This is a genomic window from Alkalicoccus luteus (assembly GCF_012034335.1).
Taxonomy (GTDB): Bacteria; Bacillota; Bacilli; order Bacillales; family Salisediminibacteriaceae; genus Alkalicoccus; species Alkalicoccus luteus_A.
The window spans coordinates 266572-292110 of record NZ_JAATHJ010000001.1 but is presented as its reverse complement, the minus strand read 5'-3'; the positions used below and the strand labels follow the sequence as shown (position 1 = coordinate 292110).

26 protein-coding genes and 1 pseudogene are annotated in these 25539 nt (G+C 51.7%); 10 read left to right on the top strand and 17 right to left on the bottom strand.

Annotation, left to right across the window (positions count from 1 at the left end; all coding sequences use genetic code 11):
* Positions 1-72: 72 nt before the first annotated feature.
* Positions 73-675, top strand: a complete 603-nt coding sequence (locus tag HCN83_RS01525) for a TetR/AcrR family transcriptional regulator (RefSeq protein ID WP_168004526.1) — start codon at positions 73-75, stop codon at positions 673-675.
* A gap of 67 nt (positions 676-742) precedes the next feature.
* On the opposite strand, the gene HCN83_RS01520 is transcribed toward HCN83_RS01525, so the two are convergent.
* Together HCN83_RS01520 and HCN83_RS01515 are read right to left on the bottom strand one after the other, a co-directional pair.
* On the bottom strand, positions 743-1291 hold the full coding sequence (locus HCN83_RS01520) for a DUF1697 domain-containing protein (RefSeq protein ID WP_168004525.1): 549 nt from the start codon (positions 1289-1291) through the stop codon (positions 743-745).
* Between the two features lie 147 nt (positions 1292-1438).
* Positions 1439-1651 (bottom strand): hypothetical protein, encoded by a 213-nt coding sequence (locus tag HCN83_RS01515; protein WP_168004524.1) that lies wholly within the window; start codon positions 1649-1651, stop codon positions 1439-1441.
* Positions 1652-1924: 273 nt separating this feature from the next.
* On the opposite strand from HCN83_RS01515, the gene HCN83_RS01510 reads away from it, so the two are divergent.
* The 6 genes from HCN83_RS01510 to HCN83_RS01485 all read left to right on the top strand — a co-directional run bounded on the left by HCN83_RS01510 (position 1925) and on the right by HCN83_RS01485 (position 7591).
* Positions 1925-2377 (top strand): MarR family winged helix-turn-helix transcriptional regulator, encoded by a 453-nt coding sequence (locus HCN83_RS01510; protein ID WP_168004523.1) that lies wholly within the window; start codon positions 1925-1927, stop codon positions 2375-2377.
* A gap of 16 nt (positions 2378-2393) precedes the next feature.
* Positions 2394-2909: a GNAT family N-acetyltransferase gene (locus HCN83_RS01505; RefSeq protein ID WP_168004522.1), complete on the top strand. Its 516-nt coding sequence runs from the start codon at positions 2394-2396 to the stop codon at positions 2907-2909.
* A gap of 27 nt (positions 2910-2936) precedes the next feature.
* Positions 2937-4322 (top strand): DHA2 family efflux MFS transporter permease subunit, encoded by a 1386-nt coding sequence (locus HCN83_RS01500; RefSeq protein ID WP_168004521.1) that lies wholly within the window; start codon positions 2937-2939, stop codon positions 4320-4322.
* 189 nt (positions 4323-4511) lie between these two features.
* Complete coding sequence (locus HCN83_RS01495) at positions 4512-5336, top strand: MIP/aquaporin family protein (RefSeq protein WP_168004520.1); 825 nt, start codon at positions 4512-4514, stop codon at positions 5334-5336.
* A 242-nt stretch (positions 5337-5578) separates the two neighbouring features.
* Positions 5579-6949, top strand: a complete 1371-nt coding sequence (locus HCN83_RS01490) for a cobyrinate a,c-diamide synthase (protein WP_168004519.1) — start codon at positions 5579-5581, stop codon at positions 6947-6949.
* Positions 6950-7018: 69 nt separating this feature from the next.
* The gene (locus HCN83_RS01485; protein WP_168004518.1) at positions 7019-7591 is read left to right on the top strand and encodes a DJ-1/PfpI family protein; all 573 of its coding nucleotides are present in this window, start codon (positions 7019-7021) and stop codon (positions 7589-7591) included.
* Between the two features lie 43 nt (positions 7592-7634).
* Here the strand turns inward: HCN83_RS01485 and HCN83_RS01480 are convergent, their stop codons facing one another.
* From HCN83_RS01480 to HCN83_RS01465, 4 genes are all read right to left on the bottom strand, one after another.
* Positions 7635-8423 carry an SDR family oxidoreductase gene (locus HCN83_RS01480; protein ID WP_168004517.1) on the bottom strand — a complete coding sequence of 263 codons (789 nt, stop codon included), beginning with the start codon at positions 8421-8423 and terminating at the stop codon, positions 7635-7637.
* A gap of 15 nt (positions 8424-8438) precedes the next feature.
* Positions 8439-9959, bottom strand: coding sequence for a tripartite tricarboxylate transporter permease (locus tag HCN83_RS01475; RefSeq protein WP_168004516.1), 1521 nt, complete (start codon positions 9957-9959; stop codon positions 8439-8441).
* Between the two features lie 15 nt (positions 9960-9974).
* Entirely contained in the window at positions 9975-10451 is a 477-nt protein-coding gene (locus HCN83_RS01470; protein WP_168004515.1) for a tripartite tricarboxylate transporter TctB family protein, read from the bottom strand.
* Between the two features lie 80 nt (positions 10452-10531).
* Entirely contained in the window at positions 10532-11509 is a 978-nt protein-coding gene (locus HCN83_RS01465; RefSeq protein ID WP_168004514.1) for a Bug family tripartite tricarboxylate transporter substrate binding protein, read from the bottom strand.
* A gap of 288 nt (positions 11510-11797) precedes the next feature.
* Here HCN83_RS01465 and HCN83_RS01460 point away from each other — a divergent pair.
* Both HCN83_RS01460 and hmpA read left to right on the top strand, forming a co-directional pair.
* Positions 11798-12783: pseudogene (locus tag HCN83_RS01460) on the top strand (aldo/keto reductase).
* 276 nt (positions 12784-13059) lie between these two features.
* A complete protein-coding gene (gene hmpA / locus HCN83_RS01455) occupies positions 13060-14253 on the top strand; it encodes an NO-inducible flavohemoprotein (RefSeq protein ID WP_246238046.1) in 1194 nt (397 codons plus the stop codon).
* Between the two features lie 214 nt (positions 14254-14467).
* Here hmpA and HCN83_RS01450 read toward each other — a convergent pair whose 3' ends face one another.
* The 7 genes from HCN83_RS01450 to HCN83_RS01420 all read right to left on the bottom strand — a co-directional run bounded on the left by HCN83_RS01450 (position 14468) and on the right by HCN83_RS01420 (position 21632).
* On the bottom strand, positions 14468-14935 hold the full coding sequence (locus tag HCN83_RS01450; protein ID WP_168004513.1) for a hypothetical protein: 468 nt from the start codon (positions 14933-14935) through the stop codon (positions 14468-14470).
* 228 nt (positions 14936-15163) lie between these two features.
* Complete coding sequence (locus HCN83_RS01445; protein ID WP_168004512.1) at positions 15164-15664, bottom strand: phosphatase PAP2 family protein; 501 nt, start codon at positions 15662-15664, stop codon at positions 15164-15166.
* A complete protein-coding gene (locus tag HCN83_RS01440) occupies positions 15661-16431 on the bottom strand; it encodes a TerC family protein (RefSeq protein ID WP_168004511.1) in 771 nt (256 codons plus the stop codon). Before HCN83_RS01440 ends, HCN83_RS01445 begins: the two co-directional genes overlap by 4 nt.
* Before the next feature lie 262 nt (positions 16432-16693).
* Entirely contained in the window at positions 16694-17785 is a 1092-nt protein-coding gene (locus HCN83_RS01435; protein ID WP_168004510.1) for an MBL fold metallo-hydrolase, read from the bottom strand.
* A 15-nt stretch (positions 17786-17800) separates the two neighbouring features.
* Entirely contained in the window at positions 17801-19462 is a 1662-nt protein-coding gene (locus HCN83_RS01430) for an ABC transporter permease (protein WP_168004509.1), read from the bottom strand.
* Complete coding sequence (locus tag HCN83_RS01425) at positions 19463-20551, bottom strand: ABC transporter substrate-binding protein (protein WP_168004508.1); 1089 nt, start codon at positions 20549-20551, stop codon at positions 19463-19465.
* Positions 20535-21632 (bottom strand): ABC transporter ATP-binding protein, encoded by a 1098-nt coding sequence (locus HCN83_RS01420; RefSeq protein WP_168004507.1) that lies wholly within the window; start codon positions 21630-21632, stop codon positions 20535-20537. Before HCN83_RS01420 ends, HCN83_RS01425 begins: the two co-directional genes overlap by 17 nt.
* Positions 21633-21806: 174 nt before the next feature.
* On the opposite strand from HCN83_RS01420, the gene HCN83_RS01415 reads away from it, so the two are divergent.
* Positions 21807-22703 carry a LysR family transcriptional regulator gene (locus HCN83_RS01415; protein WP_168004506.1) on the top strand — a complete coding sequence of 299 codons (897 nt, stop codon included), beginning with the start codon at positions 21807-21809 and terminating at the stop codon, positions 22701-22703.
* Between the two features lie 33 nt (positions 22704-22736).
* Here the strand turns inward: HCN83_RS01415 and HCN83_RS01410 are convergent, their stop codons facing one another.
* From HCN83_RS01410 to HCN83_RS01395, 4 genes are read right to left on the bottom strand one after another with little or no spacing between them, the layout of a single operon-like run.
* Positions 22737-23087, bottom strand: a complete 351-nt coding sequence (locus tag HCN83_RS01410; RefSeq protein WP_168004505.1) for a hypothetical protein — start codon at positions 23085-23087, stop codon at positions 22737-22739.
* Entirely contained in the window at positions 23084-23290 is a 207-nt protein-coding gene (locus tag HCN83_RS01405; RefSeq protein ID WP_168004504.1) for a superinfection immunity protein, read from the bottom strand. Before HCN83_RS01405 ends, HCN83_RS01410 begins: the two co-directional genes overlap by 4 nt.
* Entirely contained in the window at positions 23290-23805 is a 516-nt protein-coding gene (locus tag HCN83_RS01400; protein ID WP_168004503.1) for a GNAT family N-acetyltransferase, read from the bottom strand. Before HCN83_RS01400 ends, HCN83_RS01405 begins: the two co-directional genes overlap by 1 nt.
* Positions 23806-23825: 20 nt before the next feature.
* Positions 23826-24986 carry a YbfB/YjiJ family MFS transporter gene (locus HCN83_RS01395; RefSeq protein ID WP_168004502.1) on the bottom strand — a complete coding sequence of 387 codons (1161 nt, stop codon included), beginning with the start codon at positions 24984-24986 and terminating at the stop codon, positions 23826-23828.
* Positions 24987-25539: the final 553 nt, after the last annotated feature.

Below are 25539 nucleotides of genomic sequence, written 5' to 3'. Positions count from 1 at the left end.
TATAAATGAACAGCGGTTGCCCATTTTGTTAATGATCCATTTAATAATGAACATAAAGGGGATGAAAGGTTCATGACAGAGAGACGGGACAGACGTATCCAGCGCTCCCGCCATGCGTTGAAACTGGCTTTTCAGCAGCTGCTACAGGATACGTCCGTCGAGGGCGTAACGGTAAGCAATGTTGCAGCGAAAGCAGATGTATGCCGAGGAACGTTTTATAAACATTTTGATACGAAAGAAGCGCTGTATCAGGAAGTGATCGAGGACGTGCTGGAGGATCTCGTGATCAGCTACCGCTTTCCGTATCAGGACCGGACGGAGTTTGTGCCAGCTGACCTCGCACCTGGCAGTATTCAGCTTTTTGAACACGTCTACCGGCACCAGGACTTTTACCGGGCAATCGTCCTGACAGATTCGGTCCCCGGTTTCCAGGATAAAATGTGCCGCGTGCTTCGTGAAACGGCTGCCAAGGACCTCGTCGCTGATCTACCTTCATTTCAGCCCGAACTGGCTGCTGCTTACTTTTCACAGGCGCTGTTCGGTCTGACGGCAGAATGGGTTCGCGGCAACTTCATGTATACACCGGCCTACATGGCTGAACAGCTTTTACTGCTGCTTCAGGCTCCGGCTGCCGTAAAGGTCCGGGTCAGCCCGATGACGAACGAAGGCGTATAGCCGACTCCTTGCCTTATTCAGCATCGCTCTTGTCTTTCGACGGTCTTTCTTTTCGTTGAGAGACCGCTTAATTATTTTCTGCCTGCACCATCATTTTGTATATCTTTCTGGTGATATTGACGTTTCTGATCGTCATCTGCTTATACCATTTCGTTCCCGCAAGCTTGGACAGACCGCTTTTTTTCACATTCTTTCTGTCCGCTGACCAGAGAACAGCTCCCGGTACGTAGACCACCGAATCAACTTCAGGATGAACAGGCAGCTGATCCAGGATAGAAGCATCGTCAATGGACTCCCACGGAAATAAGACATCGCTTTTCATATCCTGATTATTTTGCCAGGAGTCAGGGAGCGCTTCTATGATGGTGCTCATGTCGGGAAGAGATCGAATCAGCAGTTTCAGCTTCAGCCCGAATGCGTCGTTTATGACCGTTTCTAATCGCTGCGTTATGGTGTGAACGGGCTTTCCATCATGCGAAAAAATGACGTTCCCCGTGTTCAGATACGTCTCTACCTTGGTCATGCCTTCTGCTTCAACTATTTCTTTCAGAGAGAGCATATCGACTTTATTTTTACCGCCGACATTAATCCCTCTGAGCAAAGCTGCATACATCATCTGCATCACTCCTGTCCATCAAGATAAAAAAGACTCCGTCTGTAAACGAAGTCTCCTTTTCCGGAATTCCGGATATAGCGGCCGCATAAAGAGAACTGAAGAAGCAATTACCCCTTCTCCGTTGTTCTCTCGCAGTCGGCAGCCGTGCTATTTATGATAAACCCGAATCGATGCTATATCACGATACACCCTGACGATTTCTTTATGCTCTCTGTTCCACTCATTATCAGGAGCCGGAGGAATTGAAAATTCTGCTTCCATCTCCCGCAGCACCCGCTCGATCTCCTCTTTGGATGCTTCCCGTCTGCGGAGGGACGCTGCTTGCTTTCTATATTCACGTAAACGCTCATCAATGTTCATCGCATGTACCCTCATTTCACGTAGTATTACCTTTTCCTATTCCCGTTCTGAACCATTTTTACTCCTGAATATTCCGATTCAACAGGCTGAAAGGCCGGACATTTCTACCGGTTGTATTATAGCAGACTTCCAGCACCCGTATGTATTAATTTATGATTACAAAACAAAGACCCGTACATTTTCCGCTTTATCTATGACCATTATTGGGTCATCAGTATTTTTGTTGTAAATACAACAAAAAACCGCTACACTGTATCAAAGAGGTGATGCTCCATGAAAGAAATACTGAGAGAGATTGGCATGATCGCCCGGGCGCTCGACTCCATCAGCAATATCGAATTTAAAGAATACAACCTGACGAAGGGACAGTATCTCTACCTCGTCCGTATCTGTGAACATCCGGGTATTTTTCCCGACCGGCTCGCGGAAATGATCAAGGTCGATCGTACGACCGCTGCACGTGCAATCGCCCGCCTGGAGCAGAATAATTTGATCGAGAAACGGCCGGACACTTCCAACCGCAAGATTAAATGTCTCTTTCCTACGCAAAAAGGAGCAGCGATTTATCCTTTTATTATCAGTGAAAACAATCATTCAGATGCCACCGCTCTGCAAGGTTTCACAGAAGAGGAAATCGAAACGGCTGCTTCCCTGCTGGTCCGGATGCGCAAAAACGTGGAGAAAGACTGGGATTTTGTAAAAAAAGGCGGCAAGCGAACCTATTGAGAAGGAGGAAGGGGTTATGGAGACACTTTTCCGAAAAGCAGGTGTCAAAGACGCACAGCTGCTCGCTCAGCTCGGAGCTGATACATTCCGGGAAACGTTTGCAGCAGGTAATGATCCGGAGCATTTGCAGCAGTACATCGCGAACGCATTCCATGAAGCCAAGCTTCGCCAAGAGCTGGCACATCCGGAAAGCCGCTTTTACATCCTTGAAGCTGAAGGGGCGCCTGCCGGTTACCTGAAGCTGAACACCGGCTCTGCGCAGACCGAAGCTGGTGCTGAAACAGCGATGGAAATCGAACGCATTTATGTGCGCAGCTCCTGGCAGCAGCACGGCTTCGGAAAAGCACTGCTGCAGCTTGCGTTCGACCAGGCTGCTCTGCACAATAGGCAGGAAATCTGGCTCGGAGTCTGGGAGAAGAATGAACGCGCGGTCCGCTTTTACGAACGGTACGGATTTGTCATAACGGGATCACATGCGTTTTATATGGGAGAGGAGAAGCAAACGGATTTAATTATGACCAAAACACGTTGACGTCGTGATCGGAAAGGAGAAACCTTCATGCCAGCTGCAAAAGCACCGGTGCCGCATAAGCTGGTGATCGCCCTCACACTCGCGGCCACCTTTTTATTTACATTCAGCCAGTTTCTCCTGATTACAGCCTATCCGACCATCATGGAAGAATTTGATGTGAACGCAACGCAGGTACAGTGGCTGACCACTTCGTTTCTGCTCGCTACGATGGTATTCATTCCGATGAGCGGCTACCTGATCAGCCGCTTTACGTCCAGACAGCTCGTGCTGTTTTCTCTTGTAACGCTGACTGCGGGAACCTTGATCGGTGCCGCAGCCCCTACCTTTTCGGTTTTGATCCTTTCCCGGATCGTGCAGGCAATTGGTGCCGGCATTATGCTGCCGCTCGTGCAGACGATTTTACTTAACATATTTCCATGCGCGCGGCGCGGCTTTGCGATGGGCCTGCTTGGAGCCGTCGTCAATGTCGCTCCGGCTTCCGCCCCCTCCCTTTCCGGAATGATTATTGATGTCACCGGCTGGCGTCCGCTTCACCTTGTCATGCTGATCCCTGCAGCTGTCGTGCTCGTCGCCGCCTGGTACGGCATGAAAAATGTGACTGAACAAAAACCGACGAGGCTTGATCTTCCTTCTGTTTTTTTGTCCGGATTCGGCTTTTCCCTGCTGATTCTTGCACTTAGTACGATCAGCGTCACCGGATTTTCCAGCTGGATGTTCTGGGGACCGCTTATGTCCGGTGCGGCTCTGACCATTGTTTATGTAAGGCGCCAGCTGGTTCTCGAGACACCGCTTCTTAACCTTCGGCTGTTCCGCTTTCCTGTTTTCCGGCTGGCGATGCTGCTCGTGTTTATCAACATGATGCTCCTGTTATCGGCAGAGAGCATTCTGCCGATGTTTTCTCAGGATGTTCTCGGCACCTCGGCGTTTTTGTCTGGTTTTCTGCTTGTGCCGGGCACCATCCTGCTGTCGGTCATGACCATCGTTTCCGGAAATTTGTATGACAAGTACGGGGGCCGGATTCTGGCAGTTGCAGGTTTCTTTTTTCTGTTTCTCTCTACCGCTCTGATGGCAACGGTGCAGATGGACAGCAGTCCATACCTGATCATGCTCTACTTCTGCATCTTTATGCTCGGCTGCGGCCTTACGCTAATGACGCTCGTTACAACCAGCGTCAATTCCCTTGAGCAGGAAGACATTCCGCACGGTGCTGCCATTAACAATACGCTGCGGCAGTTCGGAATGGCCTTTGGAGTGATCGTGCTGACAACGGTGATCAGCGTAACGACCGCCCAGTCTTCTGCCCCTTACGAAGAAGCAGTTTATACAGGCACCATTTATGTCTTTTGGATCATGGCCATCCTGGCACTGACGGCCACTTTTCTATCCCTGCGCTTACGGGAATCTCCCCGCTGATAAACGCTTGGCAGTTTTGGGAATTTCCGTTATATCGTTGACAGCGTTTTCACAGCATGGTAGCATAATGATAAATTAATACGTATGGCTGAGAAGATGAGCGCCGCGCACAGACCGATCCTGACGGGATCCCATTTCTGTGTGCGGCTTTTTCTATGCCTTGCGAACCTATTTCCAGGAGGAGATACTATGTCCGTGTACATTGCAGAAGTAATCGGCACCATGATTCTGATCATTTTCGGTGCCGGGGTTGTCGCTAACGTCAACCTGATGAAATCAAAGGCTCAGGGCGGCGGCTGGATCGTCGTTGCTTTAGGGTGGGGCTTCGCGGTAGCGATGGCCGTCTATGCGGTCGGTCAATATTCAGATGCGCACATCAATCCGGCTGTGACGCTCGGCTTTGCTGCCGTAGGTGAATTTGCCTGGTCGATGGTTCCCGGCTACATTGCCGCCCAGCTCGTAGGTGCCTTTATCGGAGCCGCGATCGTCTTTTTCCACTTCCAGGATCACTTTAAGGAAACCGATGATCCGGATGTAAAACTTGGTGTCTTTTCTACCGACCCTGCGATTCCGAACCGCTTTTCCAACTTTATCAGTGAGTTCATTGGAACGGCGGTGCTGCTGCTCGGACTGCTCAGCATCGGTGCCAATGAGTTTACAGAAGGCTTAAATCCGCTCATCGTCGGCTTTCTGATTACAGCGATCGGCCTTTCTCTCGGCGGACCAACGGGCTATGCGATTAACCCAGCCCGTGACCTTGGCCCGCGGATTGCCCATGCCGTGCTGCCGATTACAGGCAAACGGGATTCCAACTGGGGCTATGCCCTCATTCCGATAGCCGGACCTGTATTCGGCGGTGTATTCGGTGCTCTGGCCTACTCGACCTTTTTCCTCGGCGAAAACGTGACGGCATTCATTATCTTCACAGTCGTGACAGCTGTTGTACTGGCCGGCCTCCGCTTTACATCCAAGCCGCATGAACCCGTCGCAAGCAACCCCGATGTGAAAAACTGATCCTCGCAATAAGCCGGCATTGAGCCGGCTTTTTTTATCCAGCAGACGATCACGATCCATTGCATCCTTTCGTAAGTGTTCAGGTTCAGAGTTTAGAGAACGGTTGAAAACGTGGGTTGGCAGGTTGGACATGCTTTATCAGAGCAGAGTTCACAGCCCGTTCTGATGCAATGGAAGATTTCACAAGTCAGGGCTGATACAATGACGACAGCAGCTATTTTCTTACAGAAGGTGTTGATTAAATGAATAAGCGACTTGTGATAGCCGGAACGAACAGCGGAGCGGGAAAAACGACCGTTACGCTTGGATTAATGGCGGCTCTGCGCCGTCAGGGAATGGAGGTGCAAGGGTTTAAATGCGGCCCCGATTACATAGATCCCTCCTACCACACCGCCCTGACCGGAAGACCTGCCCGTAATCTTGACAGCTGGATGCTGGAGCGCAGCCAGCTGCTGGAAGTCATGCAGCGCGGCATGGATGGAGCTGATATTGGCATCATCGAAGGAGTCATGGGCTTTTATGACGGCAAAGATCCCGAATCAAACGCCGGAAGCACAGCTGATATCAGCATGCTGACCGATTCACCTGTTCTCCTCGTCGTAAACTGTGCGGCGATGGCGCGCAGCGCTGCCGCTGTTGTGAAGGGGTTTCAGCTGCTTGATCCAAATGTACCTATTAAAGGCGTTATCGCGAACAACGTTGGCAGTGAAGGACACGCCAAGCTGATTGAAACAGCGGTACAGCAGGAATGTGGGATCCCTGTCGTCGGCTGGCTGAAGCAAAACCCGGACGTTACGCTGCCGGAACGCCATTTAGGACTCATTCCTGCACTTGAACGAGGTGAATTAGACGGCTTTTTTGAACAGCTGGCAGATGCCGTAACGGCCTCGTTTGACCTGGAGCAGATCAAAAAACTGGCGGAAGCACCTCCTTTACCGGTACCTGCCCCGACGTTGTTTCAATCCTCGGTAGAGCCGTCCGTTGTAACTGCTGTGGCAAAGGATGAGGCTTTCTCATTTTACTATCCGGAAAACCTGGAGCTGCTGGAGCAAGCCGGCTCCAGAATTGCCTTCTTTTCACCGCTTAAAGGAGAGCCGCTTCCGGCTGATGCTGACGGCCTCTACATCGGGGGAGGCTTTCCAGAGGAGTTCACAGAACAGCTTGCCGAGGAAGGAACGAGCGCCGCTTCGATCCGACGTGCAGTGGAGAACGGGATGCCGGTCCTTGCCGAGTGCGGAGGCTTCATGTATTTAACTGAATCGATCACAAAGCCGGACGGAACGGAGCATCCGATGCTTGGTCTCATTCCGGGTAAAGTGACGTTCACGAAGCGTCTGGCCGCGCTCGGCTATCGGGAAACCACCCCGGAGCGCACAAATGCACTGTTGACGAGTCCAGCAAAAGGACACGAATTCCGCTATTCGACCTATGAACCAGGGCACGAAAGCCCTGCCTGGCAGCTGGACGGACGCTTCGGATCGGGTCCTGACGGCTATGCTTCCAGCACAATCACTGCCGGCTTTGTCCATTTGCATTTCGGCTCCAACCCGGAGCTTGCAGATAACTGGATTTCCTTGCTGCAGAAGTATCACGCCCGAAAAAAATCCGACTGAAGCACCTGTTTAGGTTATACTGGGACTGGGTAAATAAGGAAGGACAATTCCAGAAAAGGAGCGATTGCAATGGCAAAAAGCGTATTGATCGTAACTGGTGATGCTGTTGACTGTCTGGAAATTTACTATCCGTACTACCGCTGTCTGGAAGAACAGGTGGAGGTCACGATTGCCTCTCCAACGCAGAAAAAGCTGCAGACGGTCGCGCATGATTTCCTGCCGGACATGGAAACGTTCACGGAAATGAAGGCGTATCAAATTGAATCACACAAATCAGTCGATGATATTAACCCTGCGGACTTCGATTCTCTCATTCTGCCCGGCGGACGGGCTCCGGAATACATCCGAATGAATGAAAAAGTGCGCGAAATCACGGCTCACTTTCTGGAAGAAGACAAACCGATGGGCGTCATCTGCCACGGCCAGCAGATTCTGACAACGGTCGGGCACCTGATTAAGGGGCGTAAAATGACGGGCTATACGGCCTGCCAGCCGGAAATCGAAGCTGCCGGGGCTGAATACGTAAAGGCCGGCACTCACGTTGACCGCAACCTCGTAACCGGGCACGCCTGGCCTGATCTGCCGGACTTTATGCGGGAGTTCTTTTCCATCCTGCAAGTAAAAGAAGCCGGCCGCGCTTAACGAAAAACGCCCTTCCTCACGTCGAGGAAGGGCGTTCTTCTTTTTAGAGGGCTTTAACGAGTCCGCCGTCGATAAGCAGCGTCTGACCGGTGATGTACGTATTGGATCCGGAGCCGAGAAAGACAACTGCCTGGGCAAATTCGTCAGGGGTTCCGTAGCGTCCAGCCGGTATTTCTGCCTGCGCCTGATTTTGCAGCTCTTCGACAGATGTCCCGGTTCGCTCTGCTCTGGCAGTATCCATCTGCTTCAGCCGGTCGGTGCCGATCCGGCCCGGCCCGACAATATTGACGAGGATATTTTCTGCCGCCAGCTCCTGTGACAGGCTTTTCGCGAGTCCGGAAAGTCCTGCCCGAAAGGTGTTGGAGAGAATTAGACCATCGATCGGCTGCTTCACAGACGAAGACGCAATCATCACAATCCGCCCCGCCTCTGCTTTTCGCATCCAGGGAAGTGCTTCGCGCACGAGCCGGGTGACGCTCAGCAGCACCTGCTGAAACGACTGCTGCCACTGCTCGTCCGAGATACTGTCAAACGTCCCGGGCGGCGGACCGCCGGCATTGGTTACGAGAATATCAATCCCTCCGTGCAGCTCGGCTGCTTTAGATATGAGCGCACGAATGGACTCCAGATCGTTAACGTCACATGGAACGGCCTTCACGCGGCTTCCGGTTTTCTGGCGGATTTCCTCTGCCGTTTGCTCTAGCTCTTCCCTGCTTCTGCTGGCAATGACTACTGAAGCCCCTTCCTGTGCATACGCTTCAGCCGTAGCCTTTCCAAGTCCTTTACTAGCTGCCAGTACAACGACTGAGCGGCCTTTCACCTTCATATCCATGCGTTCTGCCTCCTTTTAAGCTGCACCCGCCATCCGTTTTCCGGATCGTTTCGTCTGCCATACCGTGAAGGCGATCGAGAGCACAGCTAGTATTAAAAATGTAATCGAGATCGGTCTTGTGAAAAAGAGCGTCCAGTCCGGATTTGTCATAAACGCCCGGCGCAGGTTTACTTCCGCAAGCGGACCGAGAATCACGCCGATGATGGCCGGAGCCAGAGCGAATTTATACTTCGTAAACAAATACCCGATCAGGCCCATCATCAAAAGAATGTACAGATCTGACACGCGGTTGTTTAACACAAACGTCCCGACGACACAGAGGACGAAAATGATCGGCACAAGCAGATGCACAGGGACGTTGGTTACCTTCACGAACAATTTCATTCCCGCGAACTGTGCGATCAGCATCCAAAAGGATGCAACAAAAAAGGCGAAGAAGATACCGCCGACGATGTTTGGCTCAGATGTCACAAGCAGCGGTCCCGGGGTAATCCCGTGAATCATGAGCGCCGATAACAGGACTGCTGTTACAGCTGAACCCGGGATACCGAGTGCCACGGTCGGAATCAGATCACCGCCGACAGTAGAGTTATTCCCCGCTTCTGATGCGACGACTCCTTCTTCACAGCCGGTTCCGAACTTTTTTGGATCCTTCGACCATTTTTTTGCCTGGTCATACGCAATAATGTTTGCGATACTGCCGCCTGCGCCAGGAATTGCCCCGACAACAGAACCGATGATGGACGAACCGGTCAGAGTGCCTGGCTTTCGCAGTACCATGCGCAGCGTCTGGAGCGGCTTCAGCACTACTTTCATATCCTTCAGCTCATCTTTTTGCTTCTCTTCTTTATCTTTGGCCATCTCCGTGCGTTCCAAAAAGACGAGCAGCCTGGAGATCGCAAACATGCCGATCAGTACGACTAGAAAGGGGATGCCGGCGCGAAGTATGCCAAGATCAAACGTAAACCGTGACACACCGGCAATTGGATCTGCGCCAACTGTCGCAATCAGAAGCCCGAACAGTCCGGCAATCAGGCCTTTCAAGATCGACTCTCCAGTTACACTTGCGATGATCGTAAGCGACAGGACGATAAGCGCAAACATCTCCCACGGACCGAACATGAGCGCGAATCTCGCAATTTGCGGCGCAATGGTAACGAGCAGAAGCAGGCTGATAATGGAGCTTAAAAACGATGCCCAGATCCCGATCGAAAGTGCCTTGCTCGCTTCTCCCTTTTTCGCCATCGGATAGGCATCGAAGGTCGTTGCAATCGATGAAGGCGTTCCTGGAATGCCGAGAAGTGTCGCACTGATCAGACCGCCGGACATACCGCCGACGAAAACACCTATCATCGCCGCCACACCGGTGACCGGATCCATACCAAACGTCAGCGGGAGGGTCAGCACAATTGCCATCGCGACGGTGAAGCCTGGAATCAGTCCGGCTAAAATTCCGACGACAACCCCGACGAAAATGATAAGCAGAATATGTAGTTGAAAAATTTCATTCATGCCGAGAATTAACAGATCAAACATGGAGTTACCTCCTTTCTATAGTAAGATGCCACTTGGGAAACGCACGTATAACACGTTCTGGAAAAACAAGTACGTACTGAATGTAAGAACGACAGAAACGCAGACGAGGATTACTATGTTTTTCCGCTTCTTTGGTCCAATCAGAAGTCCTGCGGCAATCACAAATAACAGCGTCATCACGACAAAGCCGATTACATCAATCAGCACGATGTAAACCGTCAGCATCGCGAACATAATGATGACGAGCTTGTATTCGTGAATAAAGGCACGGAACTGCTCACCCGCTGATGCACCTGTGCCGGCAGCACGCTTCATATCGATGATCTTCCTGATCAGCAACACGAGAGACAGGACGGCCAGCAGAACAGCAATCAGCTGCGGGAACGTGCCCGGTCCGAGCTGACTCTCATTTAAATGCGCAAACTCATCTCCCTGCATAAATATCAGCCCGCTGAAGATAATCAGCAGCAGCAACACAATTATTTCTCCCATTATTTATTCTCCTTTCGTATCAGACGTCCTATACGGCAGAACCGTCCGGAGAGCATCACTCCCGGACGGCACACTGTCAGTTATTCCTCAAGCTCATCTCCCAGTTCCTCAATGATGCCGCTGATGATGTCATTTTGCTCATCAAGGTGCTCCCGGTACGCCTCTGGTCCCATAAAATCTACCTGCGCTCCGACATTTTCCACCGCATCGATGTAATCCTGATCTTCAGCTGTCGCCTCAAACCATTCTCCGAGACGCTCAATGATCTCGTCGGGCGTTCCTTCAGGCGCTACATAACCACGGTTTAAGCCCATCGTCAGCTCATAGCCTTCTTCCACGAACGTCGGTGTATCCGGCAGGTGATCGAGCCGCTCCTCGGTTCCAATTGCGATGAACTCCATGTCACCTGCTTCGACAAAATCAGAGGCAGATGGATAGTCGACGATCGCGGCATCAATATGCCCGCCGGCAAGTGCCTGAATGGCCTCTGCCAGACCTTCGTACCCAACCATGTTGTAGTCAATTTCAAGCTCCTGGGCCATTTGTTCGACCCAGATACGTGGAATTCCGGACACTGTGCCCCCGAAGTTAATTTCCTCCTGCTGCCCCAGTTCGACGAATTCATCGAGTGTGTCCACACCAAGGTCGGTCGACACGGCGAGAATCTGATCAGCTGAAGACATCGCTGCAATCGGTTCGAATGTATCGTAGTTAATCTGCGTGATATCTGAATGATGAGCGACGATCAGTCCTTCATGCACCTGCCCAAGCGTATAGCCGTCCGGCTGCTCTTCTGCAAGGTCTTCCAAACCGACCGTTCCGCCGACGCCCGGTATGTTGACGTTAACGAAATTCGTATCAATATGATTTTCCGCATGCTCTGTGACAAGACGGCCCTCAATGTCACTTCCTCCGCCCGGATCCCACGGAATAATCATTTCGATTTCCCTGCTCGGATAATCCTCCACCGCTTCTTCCCCGCCTCCACAAGCTGCGAGTGCTGTAACAGCGAGGATGGATCCGGCTGCTGTTGAATAGGTGCGTGCACGCTTTTTCATGTTCTCGTCCCCTTTCGAAATGGGCTTTGTACCCACCTGCATGTTTACTCAATTATCAAATAAATCAAAATAATTGATTAATGAAAACAATTATATAGGAGATAAGAATAAAATGCGACATTTTCTCAGAATTATTTTGTAGTTCTGAACATTTTGTTCGCTTTCTCGCTGAATAACATAACAATTAATCCCATTTTATCCAACTTCACGTGTATGATCATGCAGACGTTTAGATTTTTCAATAAAAAGGTAAACGTCGAAGGAAGCTCGAAACGAGGAGGAGTAAAAATGACGATCTTGGATGAGAAACTAAAGAAGAAAATAGGATATGGGACAGCACCGCTCGGAAACCTGTTCCGGGACGTACCTGAACAGGAAGCAGAGGATACGGTGCGTGCGGTATGGGATGCAGGCATCCGCTATTTTGATACTGCTCCGTTTTATGGAGCCGGCCTTGCTGAAGAACGATTAGGCCGTGTTCTCTCAGAGAAAAATCGCGATGACTTCATTTTAAGCACAAAAGTCGGACGCGTTGTCCTTGATGAAAAAGAGGACAAGGAGGGACTGTTTGAGGACGGTCATCAAAATAAGCTGTTGAATGAATATACAGAGGATGCGGTGAAGCGTTCGATCGAACAAAGCCTCGAACGACTGCAGACAGACCGTCTCGACATCGTGTATGTCCATGACTTATCGCCTGACTTCCTTGGGGATGAGTGGATTACTAAATTTGATGAAGCCCGAAACGGCGCGTTTAAAGCTCTCACTAAGATGCGGGATGAAGGGATTATTTCCGCCTGGGGGCTCGGTGTGAACACGACGATTCCGATCGAGCTCGCACTGGAGCTGGAGGAAACGAAGCCGGATATCAGCCTGCAGCGCTCCAGTATACGCTGCTGCAGCATGAGCGTGCACTGACCCACCTGATGCCCCGTGTCAGTCAGCAGGATTCCCGTATTGTTGTCGGCGGACCTTACAATTCCGGCGCCCTGCTCGGCGGCGATCACTTCGACTATGCTCCGATCAACGACGAGCAGCGAAAGCATATAAAGAAGGTGCAAAAAATTGCCGACCACCACGGCGTCAGCTTAAAAGCAGCGGCCCTGCAATTTTCCACCGCAAACCCGAACGTGTCGGCTGTTATACCCGGCTCGACTCGTCCCGACCGGATTCAGGCTGATCTCGATGCTCTATCCGAGCACATTCCGTCCGCATTCTGGATCGAGATGATCGACGAAGGTCTCATCTCACCGGATGCTCCGCTTCCTTCTTAAATGAATAGATTGGCTTTGGCACTGGAAATGGGTCTGTACCTGTTTTCAGTGCTTTTTTGCGAACACTCCTGCCACAAGCCCGTCCGTTTCATCTGATTTCGCACTCCCCAGAGATCACATGTCCGCAGCCGATCACTTTATACGCATGGAACTCTTAGCTTGTGATTACATGTCAGGGCTCCTTTCTCTGCCATTGTTCACAAAATAGATGTATTTTAAATACATCTTTAATCACTGAATATGGTTCAATAGAGGTAGATTATGTGGAGGTGGATAATGATGTTAACAGAGGCACAGAAAGAGACGATTAAGGCGACGATTCCGGTTTTGGAAGAGCATGGCGCCACGGTAACGACCCATTTTTATAACACGTTGTTTGAAGATCACCCGGAGCTGCTTCATGTGTTCAATCACGTTCATCAGAAAACCGGGATGCAGCCGCGGGCGCTAGCTTATTCTCTCTACCAGGCCGCTGTGCACATCGACCGCCTGGAAGCGATCAGTCCGTTTGTGGAACGTGTCGCTCATAAGCATCGCAGCATTGGCGTCCGCGCCGAGCACTATCCGCTGGTTGGTGAGTATTTGTTACGGGCGATGCAGGAGAAGCTAAACCTGGAAAAGGATCATCCGGTGATCGAGGCCTGGGGTGCAGCCTACGGTGTGATTGCTGACATTTTCATTGAAACGGAAAAGAAGATGTACGAGGATGCCGGATGGGATGGCTTTGAGGAGCTTGAAGTCGTGGAAAAACGACTGGAGAGCAGCGAAATCACATCGTTTTACGTTAAACGCGCTAATGGCAAGCCACTTCCACCGTTTGAGCCTGGACAATACATCAGCATCATGGCGCAAATTCCGGGAGAGCAGTATACGCATATCCGTCAATACTCTCTTTCCGATCAGCCTGATACCGGCTATTACCGGATCAGCGTGAAGCGGGAAAGCGGCCCCGATGGCATCGTTTCCAGCTGGCTGCATGACAGCGTCCGTGTCGGCTCCACGCTCCCGGCCAGTGCGCCAGCCGGAGATTTCACGGTTAAATCGTCCCCCGCTCCCGCCGTTTTTATCGCCGGCGGAGTTGGCATCACGCCGCTGCTCAGCATGATGAAGCAGCAAAAGAAAGCCGAACCGGAACGTCCGATGACGCTGATTCATGCCGTCCGGGACGGCCGCACAGCTGGATTAACAGCAGAAACAAAAGACTGGGCCACTGCTCCTCACAAACGCTTCCTCGTCATTGAACATCCTGCGCACAGCGAGGACGGGGATGCACAGGGACGACTGACAGCCGACACGCTTCGTCGCTTTATGCCGGAGCAGCCCGCAGATGTTTACCTGTGCGGACCCGAAGCGTTCATGCAGACAGCCGCCGGACTGCTCAGCCAGACCGGTGTTCCCGACGATCGTATCCACTACGAGTTTTTCGGACCGGGAACCGCTCTGGAGCCAGCCATGGCAGAAGAATACTAGAAACTAAGCCCTAAACAACAAGCCGGGAGCAGTGATGCTCCCGGCTTGTTCGTTCTTCATGATAGAAGCCGCTTCAACGCAGCTGTTTTGCGGCCTTGATCAACGTTTTTCCGCCCCACAGAATAAGCCCGACTCCGGCAAACAGGAGCGCTGCCAATGAGCCAAAAAACATAATTGCTCCGCTCATCGTTCACACCATCCTTTCATGAAACATTTAGAGATAATCGTTTGCTGTACAGAAGCTGTTTACAACGCCAACGTGACTCCAGCGGTTGCAGCCTTCTGTTACGCCCCATGTGTAAAAGTCACTCGTGATTTCAGAGGCCAGTTCCCAGCCGACGAAAGCCGCCAGACCACCCAGGAACACTACAACCGCAACGGGAAGCGCCTGCGTGGAAATGTCGCCGGGATCGTGATAGACGGCTCCGTAATACTGCAGTGCCTGAGATATATCAGCGATTTCCTCTTCAGTGAACGAAGCGGCAGCCGCCTTTTCATCCAGCTCATACCAGCCGTTTACCGGAATCAGATACGGTTCAAGCTGCTGCTGGACCTGATCCAGCTCTGAGGTAGCCGGCAGCTCCTGTTCCCCGTTCGTTTCAGCAAAGGCCGGGGTTACAAGACTGAAGATAAGCAAAAGCGAAGACATCAAAACGACAACGTTTTTTCCTAACTGCTGCAAGATGAAAATCTCCTCCTTTATCTATGTTACCGTGAAGATAAAACAGAATCAGAAAATGTGCAACGTTTGGAAAAATGTCCATTTGAGGTTTTGCTCCATTAACAGCCAAATTGCACAGATTTTCCAGATGACGACTTGACGATCCCACTATTAAATTCCTTTATATGGAATAGTTGCTTACTTTCGTTTGATTCATTTTGGTGAAACATACGCGCTGTTTTTCGATTTTTAAACATTCTCAAAAATATGCTGCCGCGTCACCATTAAAAACAAGCTGGCAAATATGACAGCTGCGAAGAAAGATCCTGCAATGTCAGATAGGTAGTGCCAGCCGTCTGAAACACGCGAGTAACTGCCAGCCGCCACTGCGAGAAAGATGAAGATACCAGCTCCCGCCCGCATCACCCTGCTTGAGCAATAGTGCAGCAAAAGCCAGATTAAAAAACCGGCCAGTAAAAGAAGCCGCATTGCATGACCGCTAGGAAAGCTGTAGGATTCCAGTTCGAATTCAAAGGAGAACAGCTCAATCATCCGTTCAGCTCCCGGACGCTCTCTTTGAATGAGGTATTTAAGCATCACCGTAAACAGCATGCCTCCGAAAAAATACGCCATCACATACCAGGCAAGCCGGCGCTTTTTATATATGAGAAAAACGCCGGCTGCCAGAAGCGCTGTTGCGATCGTAACTTCTGCGCTTCCGAACCAGCCTGCTGCAGAAACGGCGCTCATACCTCCACCTTAGCAGCTTTTTCTTTTTTAGCAGCTGCCGACCAGGGAAACCTGTTCCAGAAAAACCCTGTTGCAAAGGTGAGGAGCAGCACGCTCCAGAACAAGCCCTTCCAGAGCAGGGAATGCGGGAAATGATGATCGATGACAGCAATATCCGGATGAGCGAGCGTATAAACGACGAGCTTAAAGCCGACCCAGCCAACGATCAAATAAGACACGTGCTCCAGCTGAGGCTTTTGCTCCAGCAGACGGATAAACCAGTGAGCAGCAAAACGCATGAGCACAATGCCGATCAATCCGGCAGCCAGCACGACTGCGAACTGGCCTCCGTCCATCCCTCCAACCGATGGCAGACCGGTTTTCGGAAGCACGACTGCCAGCGCGACTGCAGCTAAAATCGAGTCTACTGCAAATGCAATGTCCGCCAGTTCCACCTTAAACACGGTACTCCAGAATCCACCGCCGCTTTTGCGGATTTTCGCCTGTACATGACGGCGGAAAAAGTGGTTCAGCGCCAAAAAAATCAGGTAAGCGGCACCGATCGCCTGGACCTGCCACACGTCGATTAACAAGGAAATCATAAACAGCGAACTGAAACGGAATAAAAAAGCGCCTGCGAGACCATAAAACAATGCCTTCTTGCGCTGCTTTTCCGGCAGGTGCCGCACCATCATTGCCAGCACGAGCGCGTTATCAGCTGCAAGCAGCCCCTCCAGACCAATCAGGATCAACAGTGTCCATCCGTACTCAAGCAGCATTGCTGTCATCTCTCATAACCTCTTTCGTATCAGCGTCTGAGGCAAAAAGAAAAGACCTTTACCTCAGCGGTAAAGGTCTTGCCGGCATATGACGCTGCCCAGCTGAACCGGGGGATAAAATCCCCGTCCTGACGACTCAGCTGAAGTGGCTACTCCCCTTTAATGTTATTAGGAGAAGTATACTTTCTGCCAGTTCCAGTGTCTGCGGAAATGTCGTGTATCAATTGGTAAAATTGTGTAGTGGCGCGTTTGGCTCGTCCTGCTGTTCACGTCAGCCGGTTCTGCTTCTGCTCACGCTCACCGTATCTCCTACACCCGCTGTGACGACGCACGTCTCCGAAAGCGGTAAAAACACTTCCGGCGCTGATGTATGCGTAAACACCGTTCGAACAGGCTGGATTCGTTTCAGCAGTGCTTTCGTTTCGTGTAAAAGCGGATGAACGAAGAACGGGACTTTTTCATACGGACCTGATTCGAAAACGGAAAGCTTTGGACCCGTGGTAAAAAGAGTGAGGCCGGACAGATCTCCGCTGGCAAGCGTCTTTTCAAGATAGAGCCCTGCGGTATGCTGATCATGTTGATCAGGTGCAGCCACTTCTGTCAGAGCAGCTTCCAGTCTTGCGGCTCCTTCTGCCCTGTACCAGCCGCGGCGCTTTTTCAGGCTGTTTAGCGTATAGGCGCGGATTTCCGGATCTATTGCCACCTTCATGTCTGCTTCTGTTAACAGAACGAGCAGCTCCTGCGTCTTACCCGAAAGCGGTCCGTGAATCGCAGCCGGCATCCGCTCTCTCAAGCGCTGCAGCAGCGCCTCCTCCACCTTGTCCGGATCACGCGTTTCAAGGCCGTAGGCGCCATCCATGAGAGCCAAGTCTACCGGCTTTTCGGGCGGGAGATCATATGGATACAGCGTGGAGCACATCGAGTAATCTCCTGAAAAAAAGACGGTCTCGCCGTGCACGTCAAACAAAAACCAGCAGGCCCCTTCCGTGTGTCCGGCTCTTCCAAAACAGTATTGCGCTCCATCAACCGCGTTCCAGGATCCGGCTGCAGCTGAATTGAGCTCCACGGCGTAAAAACCGTCCGGCAGCGGACCTGTTTGCGCAATCGTCGGGGCCGATGCATAGACCGGTCCGCTCCATCCTGTCTCGGCAAGTTTTCCTAATGCACCCGTGTGGTCATCGTGACTGTGGGTAAAAAAGACGGCCTTCAGCCGCTCCGGATCGATGCGATCGAACTCCGGATACACGGCGCCGCTTTGGCTTTTTGCAATGCCGCAGTCGATTAAGTAATCCTGCTCTTCTGTATGCAATAAAAAAGAGGAGCGGCCGTACTCGCCGGCCCCTCCCAGAAACGTAACGTGCATGATCATCATTCTCCTTTACGTCCGGTAGCGCTGTGACCGTTCTTTCATTTTTTCCACACCGATGAGAACAACTGTCGTTAATCCCACCGTGACAAGTGCCATAGCCATGCCCTGGGCGACCGTCCCTTGCTCAAACTGGGAGTAAATGAACGTCGCGGACGTGTGCATGTTCGGCGGCCGCAGAATGAGCGAGCCGACAAGCTCCCGCATCGAGATCGTAAAGGACATGATCCAGCCGGCGAGCACGCCCGGCAAAATAAGCGGAAGCAGCACCGTTCGCAGCACGTACCACGGGGAGGCACCGCTCGTTCTCGCTGCCTGAAACAACGAATCCCCAAGCTGGCCGTAAATGGCTTTAATATTTTGGACCGTGAACGGGATATAGAGCACGACGTATGTCGTCACAAGCATCATCCACGTATTATACACCGGAGCCGGATTCCAGTAGGCGTTCCAGAATAAAATCAGCCCGACGACGACAACGATGCCGGGCACGGTATTCGGAGCAATCGAAAGAAAATCCATTCCCTTTTCGACGGTTCCCCGTTTTTTCATGATGATGATGGTGACCCAGAGGCCGATTGCTGCGCTGATCGTTGCGGCAATTCCCGCAAGCCAGACGCTGTTCCACAGGGCCTCAAGGCCGCTTCCAGTAAACAGATCCTGCATATGACGCAGCGTCAGATTATCAAACGCAAGTCCACGTCCCTGCACATCCATAAAGGCCGTCGATGCCACGGAGAAGTAAGGCACTCCGATCGCAAGACCGAGCACGCCGGCAAGATACAGCCAGGCAAAAATCTGTTTCTTTCCAAGCGGGGTATATGCTTTCGTCTGCCCTTTTCCTGATACTACTTTTCCGTGAGTCCGGGCAGCAAACCACTGCTGAAAATACCAGACGGCCATACTCACGCTTAAAAGCATCGTCGACAAAATCGCTGCTGTGCCAAAGTCGATCGGCCAGACGGATGCGTGGCGGTGAATTTCGGACGTCAGCACGTAAAAGCCAATCCGGTTTCCAAGCGTCACCGGAGTCCCGAATTCCCCGATCGTCTTCACGAAAACGAGCAGCGCTCCCATGCTGTAGCCGGATACGAAGAGCGGCAGCACGATGCGGCGCAGCCGGTAGCCAAAGCTTCCTCCGTGAATCAGCCCCGCCTCCTCAAGCCGGCCGCCGATGTTTTCAAGGTTGTTTCGCATGATCAGATAAATAAACGGAAACAGATGCAGGCTCATCACAAGCACCATGCCGAAGTACGTAAAGAACAACGGCGTAACCGGTGCAAGAAATGGAAACAGCTGCTCCGCGTACCCATTGGACTGCATCGATAAAATCCAGCCCATTGCGCCGATATAAGGCGGCGTCATAAATGGAATGATCAAAACAATATCGATCCACCGGTGCCTGCCAAGCTCGGTTCTCGCCATGAAAAAAGCGAGCGGCGCTGCGATAAAAGACGATAGAATGACGACACCGAATCCGAGCAGCAGGGAATTCAACAGAATTTCCTGATACATTCCCTCCCCAAGTATCGAAAAGGCTCCAAATCCTTCAAACGTGCCTTCCGGAGTGACGGCCCGCATAATGACAAGTGCCAGCGGCATCAAAACGAGCAGCGTCAGTACCGTGAGCGCCAGGTATTTATTGACGCGCTGTGTCCAGGAAACGTGTGCCATTTAACGGACAATCTCCTGGAAACGCTCCAGATAAGCTTCCCCGTTTTCTTCCAGGTACTCCCACTCAAAATCGAGCTGTTCAATCTCATCAATATCCGCGCGATCTTCGTGAACGTCGATATCTTCACGGATGGGCATGAGGAAGGCATCCGCGACAATTTCCTGTCCGGCATCCGACAGAATGTAGTCGATATACTGCTGAGCAGAGTCTACGTTCTCAGCACTTTCCATAATAAATGCCGGACGAGGCGTTACCATCGTACCGCTTTCCGGAAAGACGATGTCTACCGGTTCGCCGTCCTGGATATTGTTGTAGACCATATAATCGACTCCGGCCATTACAAGCTGGTTCGATCCGCCAATAACCGACTGCAATGCTGGATTATTGGCTCCTTCCATCTGAAGTCCATTGTCTGCAAGCTCCTCAAACAGCTCCCAGCCGGCGTCGCCTTCCTGATTGACGTAAGCCGCAATAAAGTCGCGTGCCGTTCCGGACTCATACGGATCCGGAATCGCAATCTGGTCGGCGTACTGCTTGTCTGTGAGATCACTCCAGTCTTCCGGCACCTCATCGACAAGCTCGGTGTTATAGCTTAGCCCTAAAGCAGATGCACTGAAGCCGTAGTAATGAAATTCTTCATCATACCAGCCGTCGCGGAGGGAATCCGCGTACTCGGACTCATAGGCCATCGTCATGCCCCGCTCTTTAAAATCCATCGCCGGCGGCATGGAAGCCAGCACAACAACGTCTGCGATCGGATTGTCTTCCTCTGCCTGCAAACGGCCGAGCACGTCACCCGTTGTGCCCTGGAACATATCCACCTCAACGCCGGTTTCCTCTTCGAATCCTTCTACAAGCGCCTCTGCCATTCCGGCAGGACCGGATGTATAAATCGTCAGTTCGCCGGTCTCTTCATGATCGGCTTCTTCACTGTCGTTTGATTCCGCTGCCTCTTCATTATTTGTCTCATTCTGTTCAGCAGCTTCATTTAGGTCATTTTCTGCACCCTGCTCTGACTCTGTCTGAGCGCATGCTCCTAAAAAAAGAATCCCTGCTGTCCCTGCTGCTATACTAAGCTGTTTCTTCATGTGTAAGTCCTCCCTTATGCTGTATCAGATGGATGGTGTTGCGTACCGTCAGCGAAATCTCTTGACCTGGCGCTGTTTTTTCATGTGTATAAGCAAACAGCCGTTCATTACAGCCGTGCAGCTTTACGCTGACTTCATACCGTTCGCCGAGAAAGCTGACCGTTTCAACGACGCCTGCAAGACCTGCTTCTGACGGCTTTGTATCAAGCTTCACCTGCTCCGGACGAATGATCGCATGCACCCAGTCATGCGGCTTTAGCCCTTTTGTTTTTTTGCTCGAAAGCGGAATTTGCACCTCGGTGCTCACCTTCAACATCGGCACCTCTTCCACTTCCGTAACCAGCCCGTCCAGAAGCGTTCCTTTTCCGATGAAAGAGGCGACGGTATCGTTAACCGGACGCTGATATATTTCTTCCGGGGTGCCCGTCTGCTGCACTTCGCCTGCGTTCATGACGACGACTCGGTCTGACATCGCCATCGCTTCACTTTGGTCATGCGTAACGTAAACTGCCGTCATGTTCAGTTTTTTCACGAGCGACTGCAGCAAAATCCGCATTTCATCGCGAAGAGAAGCGTCAAGCGCACTCAGCGGTTCATCCATTAAAATAATTTCCGGGTCAGTTGCAATCGCACGGGCTATGGCCACGCGCTGCTGCTGGCCGCCTGAAAGCTGATGCGGATACCGTTCGTGATGCGCATCAAGCTGAACGCTCTTCAGAGCATCGGTCACCTTTTCCTTCACTTCACGCTTGCGGCCGGTTGCCTTTAAGCCATACGCCACATTTTCAAATACCGTCATGTGCGGCCAGAGCGCGAAGTCCTGAAACACCATGCCGATCTTCCGCTTCTGCGGCGGTTTATTTATATGATTTTCACTATCAAAAACAGGAGTCCCGCCAAACAGAATCGGTCCTGCTGCAGGATCTTCTAATCCGGCAATCATTCGCAGCAGCGTCGTTTTTCCGCAGCCGGACGGACCGACGAGGCTGACGAACTCTCCTGACTGAATCGTCATTGATAACGGCTTCAGCGCCTGCAGCGTTCCGAACCATTTTTCAAGCTGTCTGAACTGAATATCCATGTTGTCCGCTCCTTTCGTCTACACTCCGTATGTTACGGATAAAATGTTAAGGAAATTTAAAGACAGAATTAACATTCCTTCAATACTGCTGTGGTATTCTCTATTTACATATAGATTTTTTCTATACCTGAACCGTAAAATCAGCTTGTATTATTCAAAAAAGGAAGATGCTGAATGAAATGGAAGCAGATCGAGGTATTTTATACGTTTTCGCAGCTGCAAAACGTTTCACGAACCGCAGAAGAGCTGGGCGTCAAGCAGCCGACAGTGACCTTTCACCTGAAGCAGCTGGAGCAGTCGATCGGAACACCGCTGTTTGAACGAAAAGGGGAACAGGTCACGCTCACTCCAGCCGGTGCAGCGCTGCGGCACTACAGCCGGGAGCTGATGGCGCTGTTCCGGGAAACCGAGCGGGTGATGCGCGATTACCGGGATAAGAAAGGGGAGTTATTTCTCGGCGCAAGCTACATTCCGGCCAACTACGTGCTGCCGCCGATTTTATACCAGTTTCAGCAGAAGACACCGGATGTGCAGCTGCGTATTTCCATCCAGCCTGCTCCTCAGACAGCAGATGATATCATCATGAAGCGGCTCGATATCGGCATCGTGTCCGAGCAGAATCTGACGACGTCGAAGCTGACGGTTAAACGCCTTTGTCCAGATGACGTTGTCCTCGTTACGCCTCCCGGACATCCCCTGTTGGATTCCACCCAGCTCGAAGCAGATATTGAGCGGTTCCCGCTCTTGCTTCATCAAAGCGGATCGACGCGTGATATCGTCAACGACTGGGCAGCTGAAGAGAAGCTGAACCTGAATGTCGCGATGGAGCTGACGAATGTAGAGGCGATTCGTTCCTTAGTCCGGCTTGGAAGCGGCTGTGCGATCCTTTCCTCCCGGGCAGTGGAGGAAGATCTTGCTGCGGGCAAACTCGCAATCCGGCCGCTTCCGTATGAGCAAGCCTCGCGCTGGATCTCGTTAATTTATCGCAAAGACCGCCCCGTTACACCGATCATGGAGTCTTTTTTTACGGAGCTATACAGCGGCATCGGTTACAGTGAAACGGAAACATAAAAAAGCCTTCTCACGCGGCTGCGCAAGAAGACTCTAAAGTAAATAGGCTTGAATATCGTCTGTACTTCCCACTTCATAAAGCGTATGTGTGTCGTCTGCGTGCATGGCACTTCCGTTCTCGTCATCGAGCCACAGGTGCCAGGCGTCTTTTCCATCCAGCACGACCGTCCAGTCCGGCTCAACGACGTCCACCGCTCCGGAGAGGCGGCTGCCTTCAGAAAGCGTCTCAGTAAATGTGTTCACCGCTTCCTCGTCTTCCAGGACGATCACCGGATCCCCGCCCCAGCCATGGAAGGAAGTAAAGCTGTAAACAGCGATTTGATCTGCACGAATGTCCGGCGAACAACCCGCCAGCAGCAGCGCTATAACAAGCAGAAGCCTCATGATGCACGCAGCCTTATGACGATCGTCCAGGCGAGAAGCAGCGCCCAGCCGATTCCGCTCCAGCCAATCAGCACGTTCAATATCAGGATGAGCCGGCGTCTCGTCTGTCCAAACAGGTAGGCAAGCGCAGCCGGGAGAAAATAAACAAGCAGCACACAAACAACGGCCAAAAGAAGCAGCGGCGTAACGCTGATCCATTCCATTATGTATTCCCCCCTATTTCGCGCACGTAGCGGAAAGAACGATAGTCTTCTCCGTCCTGATTCGAAAAAGAGGGCTTTTCAGCCACAAATTGAAAGCCTCTGCTTTCGTAAAAGGGGATGCCCTTCTGATTGCCTTTTGCAACGGAGACCCACTGCCTCTGTGACCCTTTCAGCTGCTGCACGTGTGTCAGTGTCTCCAGCAGCATGGTTCCGATCCCTTCACCGCGGCGTGCCGGATCAAGGTAGAGCACGTAAACTTCGCTTTCGGCTTCACCCATCAGCCCACCCCCGATTGCACCGACGACCTCTCCGTTTTCAATAGCAACGTAATAGCCATCCCACCGATCGCTCTCCTTAAGCTCATCCTTTATTCTGGTTTCGTTGTACCAGTAGCGGTTGTTGCGCTCAATATAGGCATCCTCCTGCAATCCGCGGTAGGCGGCGCGGCAGCCCTCGCAGCAGACACGCTGAATGCCTTCTACATGTTCTAGTTCTGCACGCTTCACGTGTATCATCGTCACCCTCCTTTTTTCTATTAGGTTGATTTATTTTGCCTCCGAAACGCGATCATCAGCAGGCCGGCTGCTGTCAGTATTCCGCTTGCCGTTACGAATACCACGGCTTCAGCCGCATAGAGCAGCAGCGCGGAGGCTGCGAGCGGCCCAAGCACTTGACCAATGCCATAAAGGGCTGTTAAATTTCCGGTCGCCTTTTGGCGTTTGCCCGGAAATTCCTCATGAGCGAGGCTGATCGTCATCATCGTAATTCCCATAAACGTGCCGCCAAACAGCACCGCACTTACGAGCAGCAGGCTTAGATTTCCGGTTAACGCCGGAATCAGCACACCGATTGTTTGTGCCGCGTACGCCCAGATAAGCGCCGACTGCTTCGTCACTCTCGCCCCAATCCACGCCCAGAAAAGACACGATGGCACAGCACCGATCCCGACGAACATCCAGATAACAGCCGGATCGGTATCCAACCCGCCGGTGCCGGCCAAAATCGATACGATAAAGGTCGCAAAAATAATGTAGCCGAAGCCTTCGAGAAAATAGGCGGTGTAAAGCGTCCGCTCCCGGCGCCGGTCTCCGTCAGAGGCCGGCTGTACTGAAGCAGTATGCGATTTCGCTTCCGTTTGCTTCGGATACAGCAGCAGTATGACAACTGCGGCGATGCATACGAGCAGCCCCATCCCGATCCAGGCCGCTTCCCACGCTTCTTCAGCTCCCGCGAAGCGCGGCACGGCAAATCCGGAAAGAAAAATACCGAAGCCCACCCCGCCATACAGCAGTCCGATCCAATAAGGGGCATGCTTTGCCCGCTGCAGGATGGGCAAGATCAGGCCGGCTGTCCAGACGAAACCGACTCCTCCTAAAAAGCCGGCCGTGAATCGAAGCAGGCTCCAGGCGACGGAAGACTCTGTAAGCCCCATTAGCAGCACGGTAAGCCCGGTCAGCACGACTACCGTGATCCATCGCAGACGCCCTGCCATCAAGCTCCCTCCGGCAAACGCTCCGAGAAAGTAGCCGATGTAATTTGCAGAAGCGAGCCAGCCAGCCTTCAGCTCACCAACTCCTTCTGCCTCCATCAGCGGAAGGATCGGCGTATACGCAAAGCGTCCGATGCCCATGAGAGCAGCCAGCGCCAAAAAGCCGGCGGCGGCCGCAGCTATGTAAACCCGCATCATACGTTCCATCCCTTCCCTTGGAAATCCTTGTCTTCTCCATCATAGCAGAATCGCTTTGGTGTCTGCCTCGCAGACCCTCGGGATTAAACTTAAAAAACACCCTGCAAACGCTCTGCAGGGTGCCATCTTGCTTCTTATTTGTTTTTCACGGTCGTGTACGCCAGCATGCCGATACTGAAAATAATCACGCCGATGATGACGAAAAGAAAGACACTAGCTAAATCCATTCCGATTCACCTCGTTTATTCGTCTAAAAATCTTTCATTTCGAAAACAGGACCAAATGTTTTAACTGATTACGGTCTATTTTCTCTCATAAAGCTGCCGACATTACAGGAGCTCATAAAAATTAACTTCCTATATGTACCAACCGTATAGCAGGCTGGACTTCGTTTCAACAACGCCTTTTGACTCATATAACATTAAAAAGAGTTACAATTGCCTGCTAGTTAAGAAATGGAATAAAACGTTAGAGTGACTATATTCCATTTATTTGTTTTTATTACCATTATTTTCATATCAGTGCGTTAATCCATCATAAAACGTCAAACATTCTCTTTCAT

Bases quoted from the DNA above. Each gene is read 5' to 3' on its own strand.
- HCN83_RS01525 (WP_168004526.1), top strand. From the start codon at position 73: ATGACAGAGAGACGGGACAGACGTATCCAGCGCTCCCGCCATGCGTTG.
- HCN83_RS01520 (WP_168004525.1), bottom strand. From the start codon at position 1,291: ATGATGTATGCAGCTTTGCTCAGAGGGATTAATGTCGGCGGTAAAAAT.
- HCN83_RS01515 (WP_168004524.1), bottom strand. From the start codon at position 1,651: ATGAACATTGATGAGCGTTTACGTGAATATAGAAAGCAAGCAGCGTCC.
- HCN83_RS01510 (WP_168004523.1), top strand. From the start codon at position 1,925: ATGAAAGAAATACTGAGAGAGATTGGCATGATCGCCCGGGCGCTCGAC.
- HCN83_RS01505 (WP_168004522.1), top strand. From the start codon at position 2,394: ATGGAGACACTTTTCCGAAAAGCAGGTGTCAAAGACGCACAGCTGCTC.
- HCN83_RS01500 (WP_168004521.1), top strand. From the start codon at position 2,937: ATGCCAGCTGCAAAAGCACCGGTGCCGCATAAGCTGGTGATCGCCCTC.
- HCN83_RS01495 (WP_168004520.1), top strand. From the start codon at position 4,512: ATGTCCGTGTACATTGCAGAAGTAATCGGCACCATGATTCTGATCATT.
- HCN83_RS01490 (WP_168004519.1), top strand. From the start codon at position 5,579: ATGAATAAGCGACTTGTGATAGCCGGAACGAACAGCGGAGCGGGAAAA.
- HCN83_RS01485 (WP_168004518.1), top strand. From the start codon at position 7,019: ATGGCAAAAAGCGTATTGATCGTAACTGGTGATGCTGTTGACTGTCTG.
- HCN83_RS01480 (WP_168004517.1), bottom strand. From the start codon at position 8,423: ATGGATATGAAGGTGAAAGGCCGCTCAGTCGTTGTACTGGCAGCTAGT.
- HCN83_RS01475 (WP_168004516.1), bottom strand. From the start codon at position 9,959: ATGTTTGATCTGTTAATTCTCGGCATGAATGAAATTTTTCAACTACAT.
- HCN83_RS01470 (WP_168004515.1), bottom strand. From the start codon at position 10,451: ATGGGAGAAATAATTGTGTTGCTGCTGCTGATTATCTTCAGCGGGCTG.
- HCN83_RS01465 (WP_168004514.1), bottom strand. From the start codon at position 11,509: ATGAAAAAGCGTGCACGCACCTATTCAACAGCAGCCGGATCCATCCTC.
- hmpA (WP_246238046.1), top strand. From the start codon at position 13,060: ATGATGTTAACAGAGGCACAGAAAGAGACGATTAAGGCGACGATTCCG.
- HCN83_RS01445 (WP_168004512.1), bottom strand. From the start codon at position 15,664: ATGAGCGCCGTTTCTGCAGCAGGCTGGTTCGGAAGCGCAGAAGTTACG.
- HCN83_RS01440 (WP_168004511.1), bottom strand. From the start codon at position 16,431: ATGACAGCAATGCTGCTTGAGTACGGATGGACACTGTTGATCCTGATT.
- HCN83_RS01435 (WP_168004510.1), bottom strand. From the start codon at position 17,785: ATGCACGTTACGTTTCTGGGAGGGGCCGGCGAGTACGGCCGCTCCTCT.
- HCN83_RS01430 (WP_168004509.1), bottom strand. From the start codon at position 19,462: ATGGCACACGTTTCCTGGACACAGCGCGTCAATAAATACCTGGCGCTC.
- HCN83_RS01425 (WP_168004508.1), bottom strand. From the start codon at position 20,551: ATGAAGAAACAGCTTAGTATAGCAGCAGGGACAGCAGGGATTCTTTTT.
- HCN83_RS01420 (WP_168004507.1), bottom strand. From the start codon at position 21,632: ATGGATATTCAGTTCAGACAGCTTGAAAAATGGTTCGGAACGCTGCAG.
- HCN83_RS01415 (WP_168004506.1), top strand. From the start codon at position 21,807: ATGAAATGGAAGCAGATCGAGGTATTTTATACGTTTTCGCAGCTGCAA.
- HCN83_RS01410 (WP_168004505.1), bottom strand. From the start codon at position 23,087: ATGAGGCTTCTGCTTGTTATAGCGCTGCTGCTGGCGGGTTGTTCGCCG.
- HCN83_RS01405 (WP_168004504.1), bottom strand. From the start codon at position 23,290: ATGGAATGGATCAGCGTTACGCCGCTGCTTCTTTTGGCCGTTGTTTGT.
- HCN83_RS01400 (WP_168004503.1), bottom strand. From the start codon at position 23,805: ATGATACACGTGAAGCGTGCAGAACTAGAACATGTAGAAGGCATTCAG.
- HCN83_RS01395 (WP_168004502.1), bottom strand. From the start codon at position 24,986: ATGGAACGTATGATGCGGGTTTACATAGCTGCGGCCGCCGCCGGCTTT.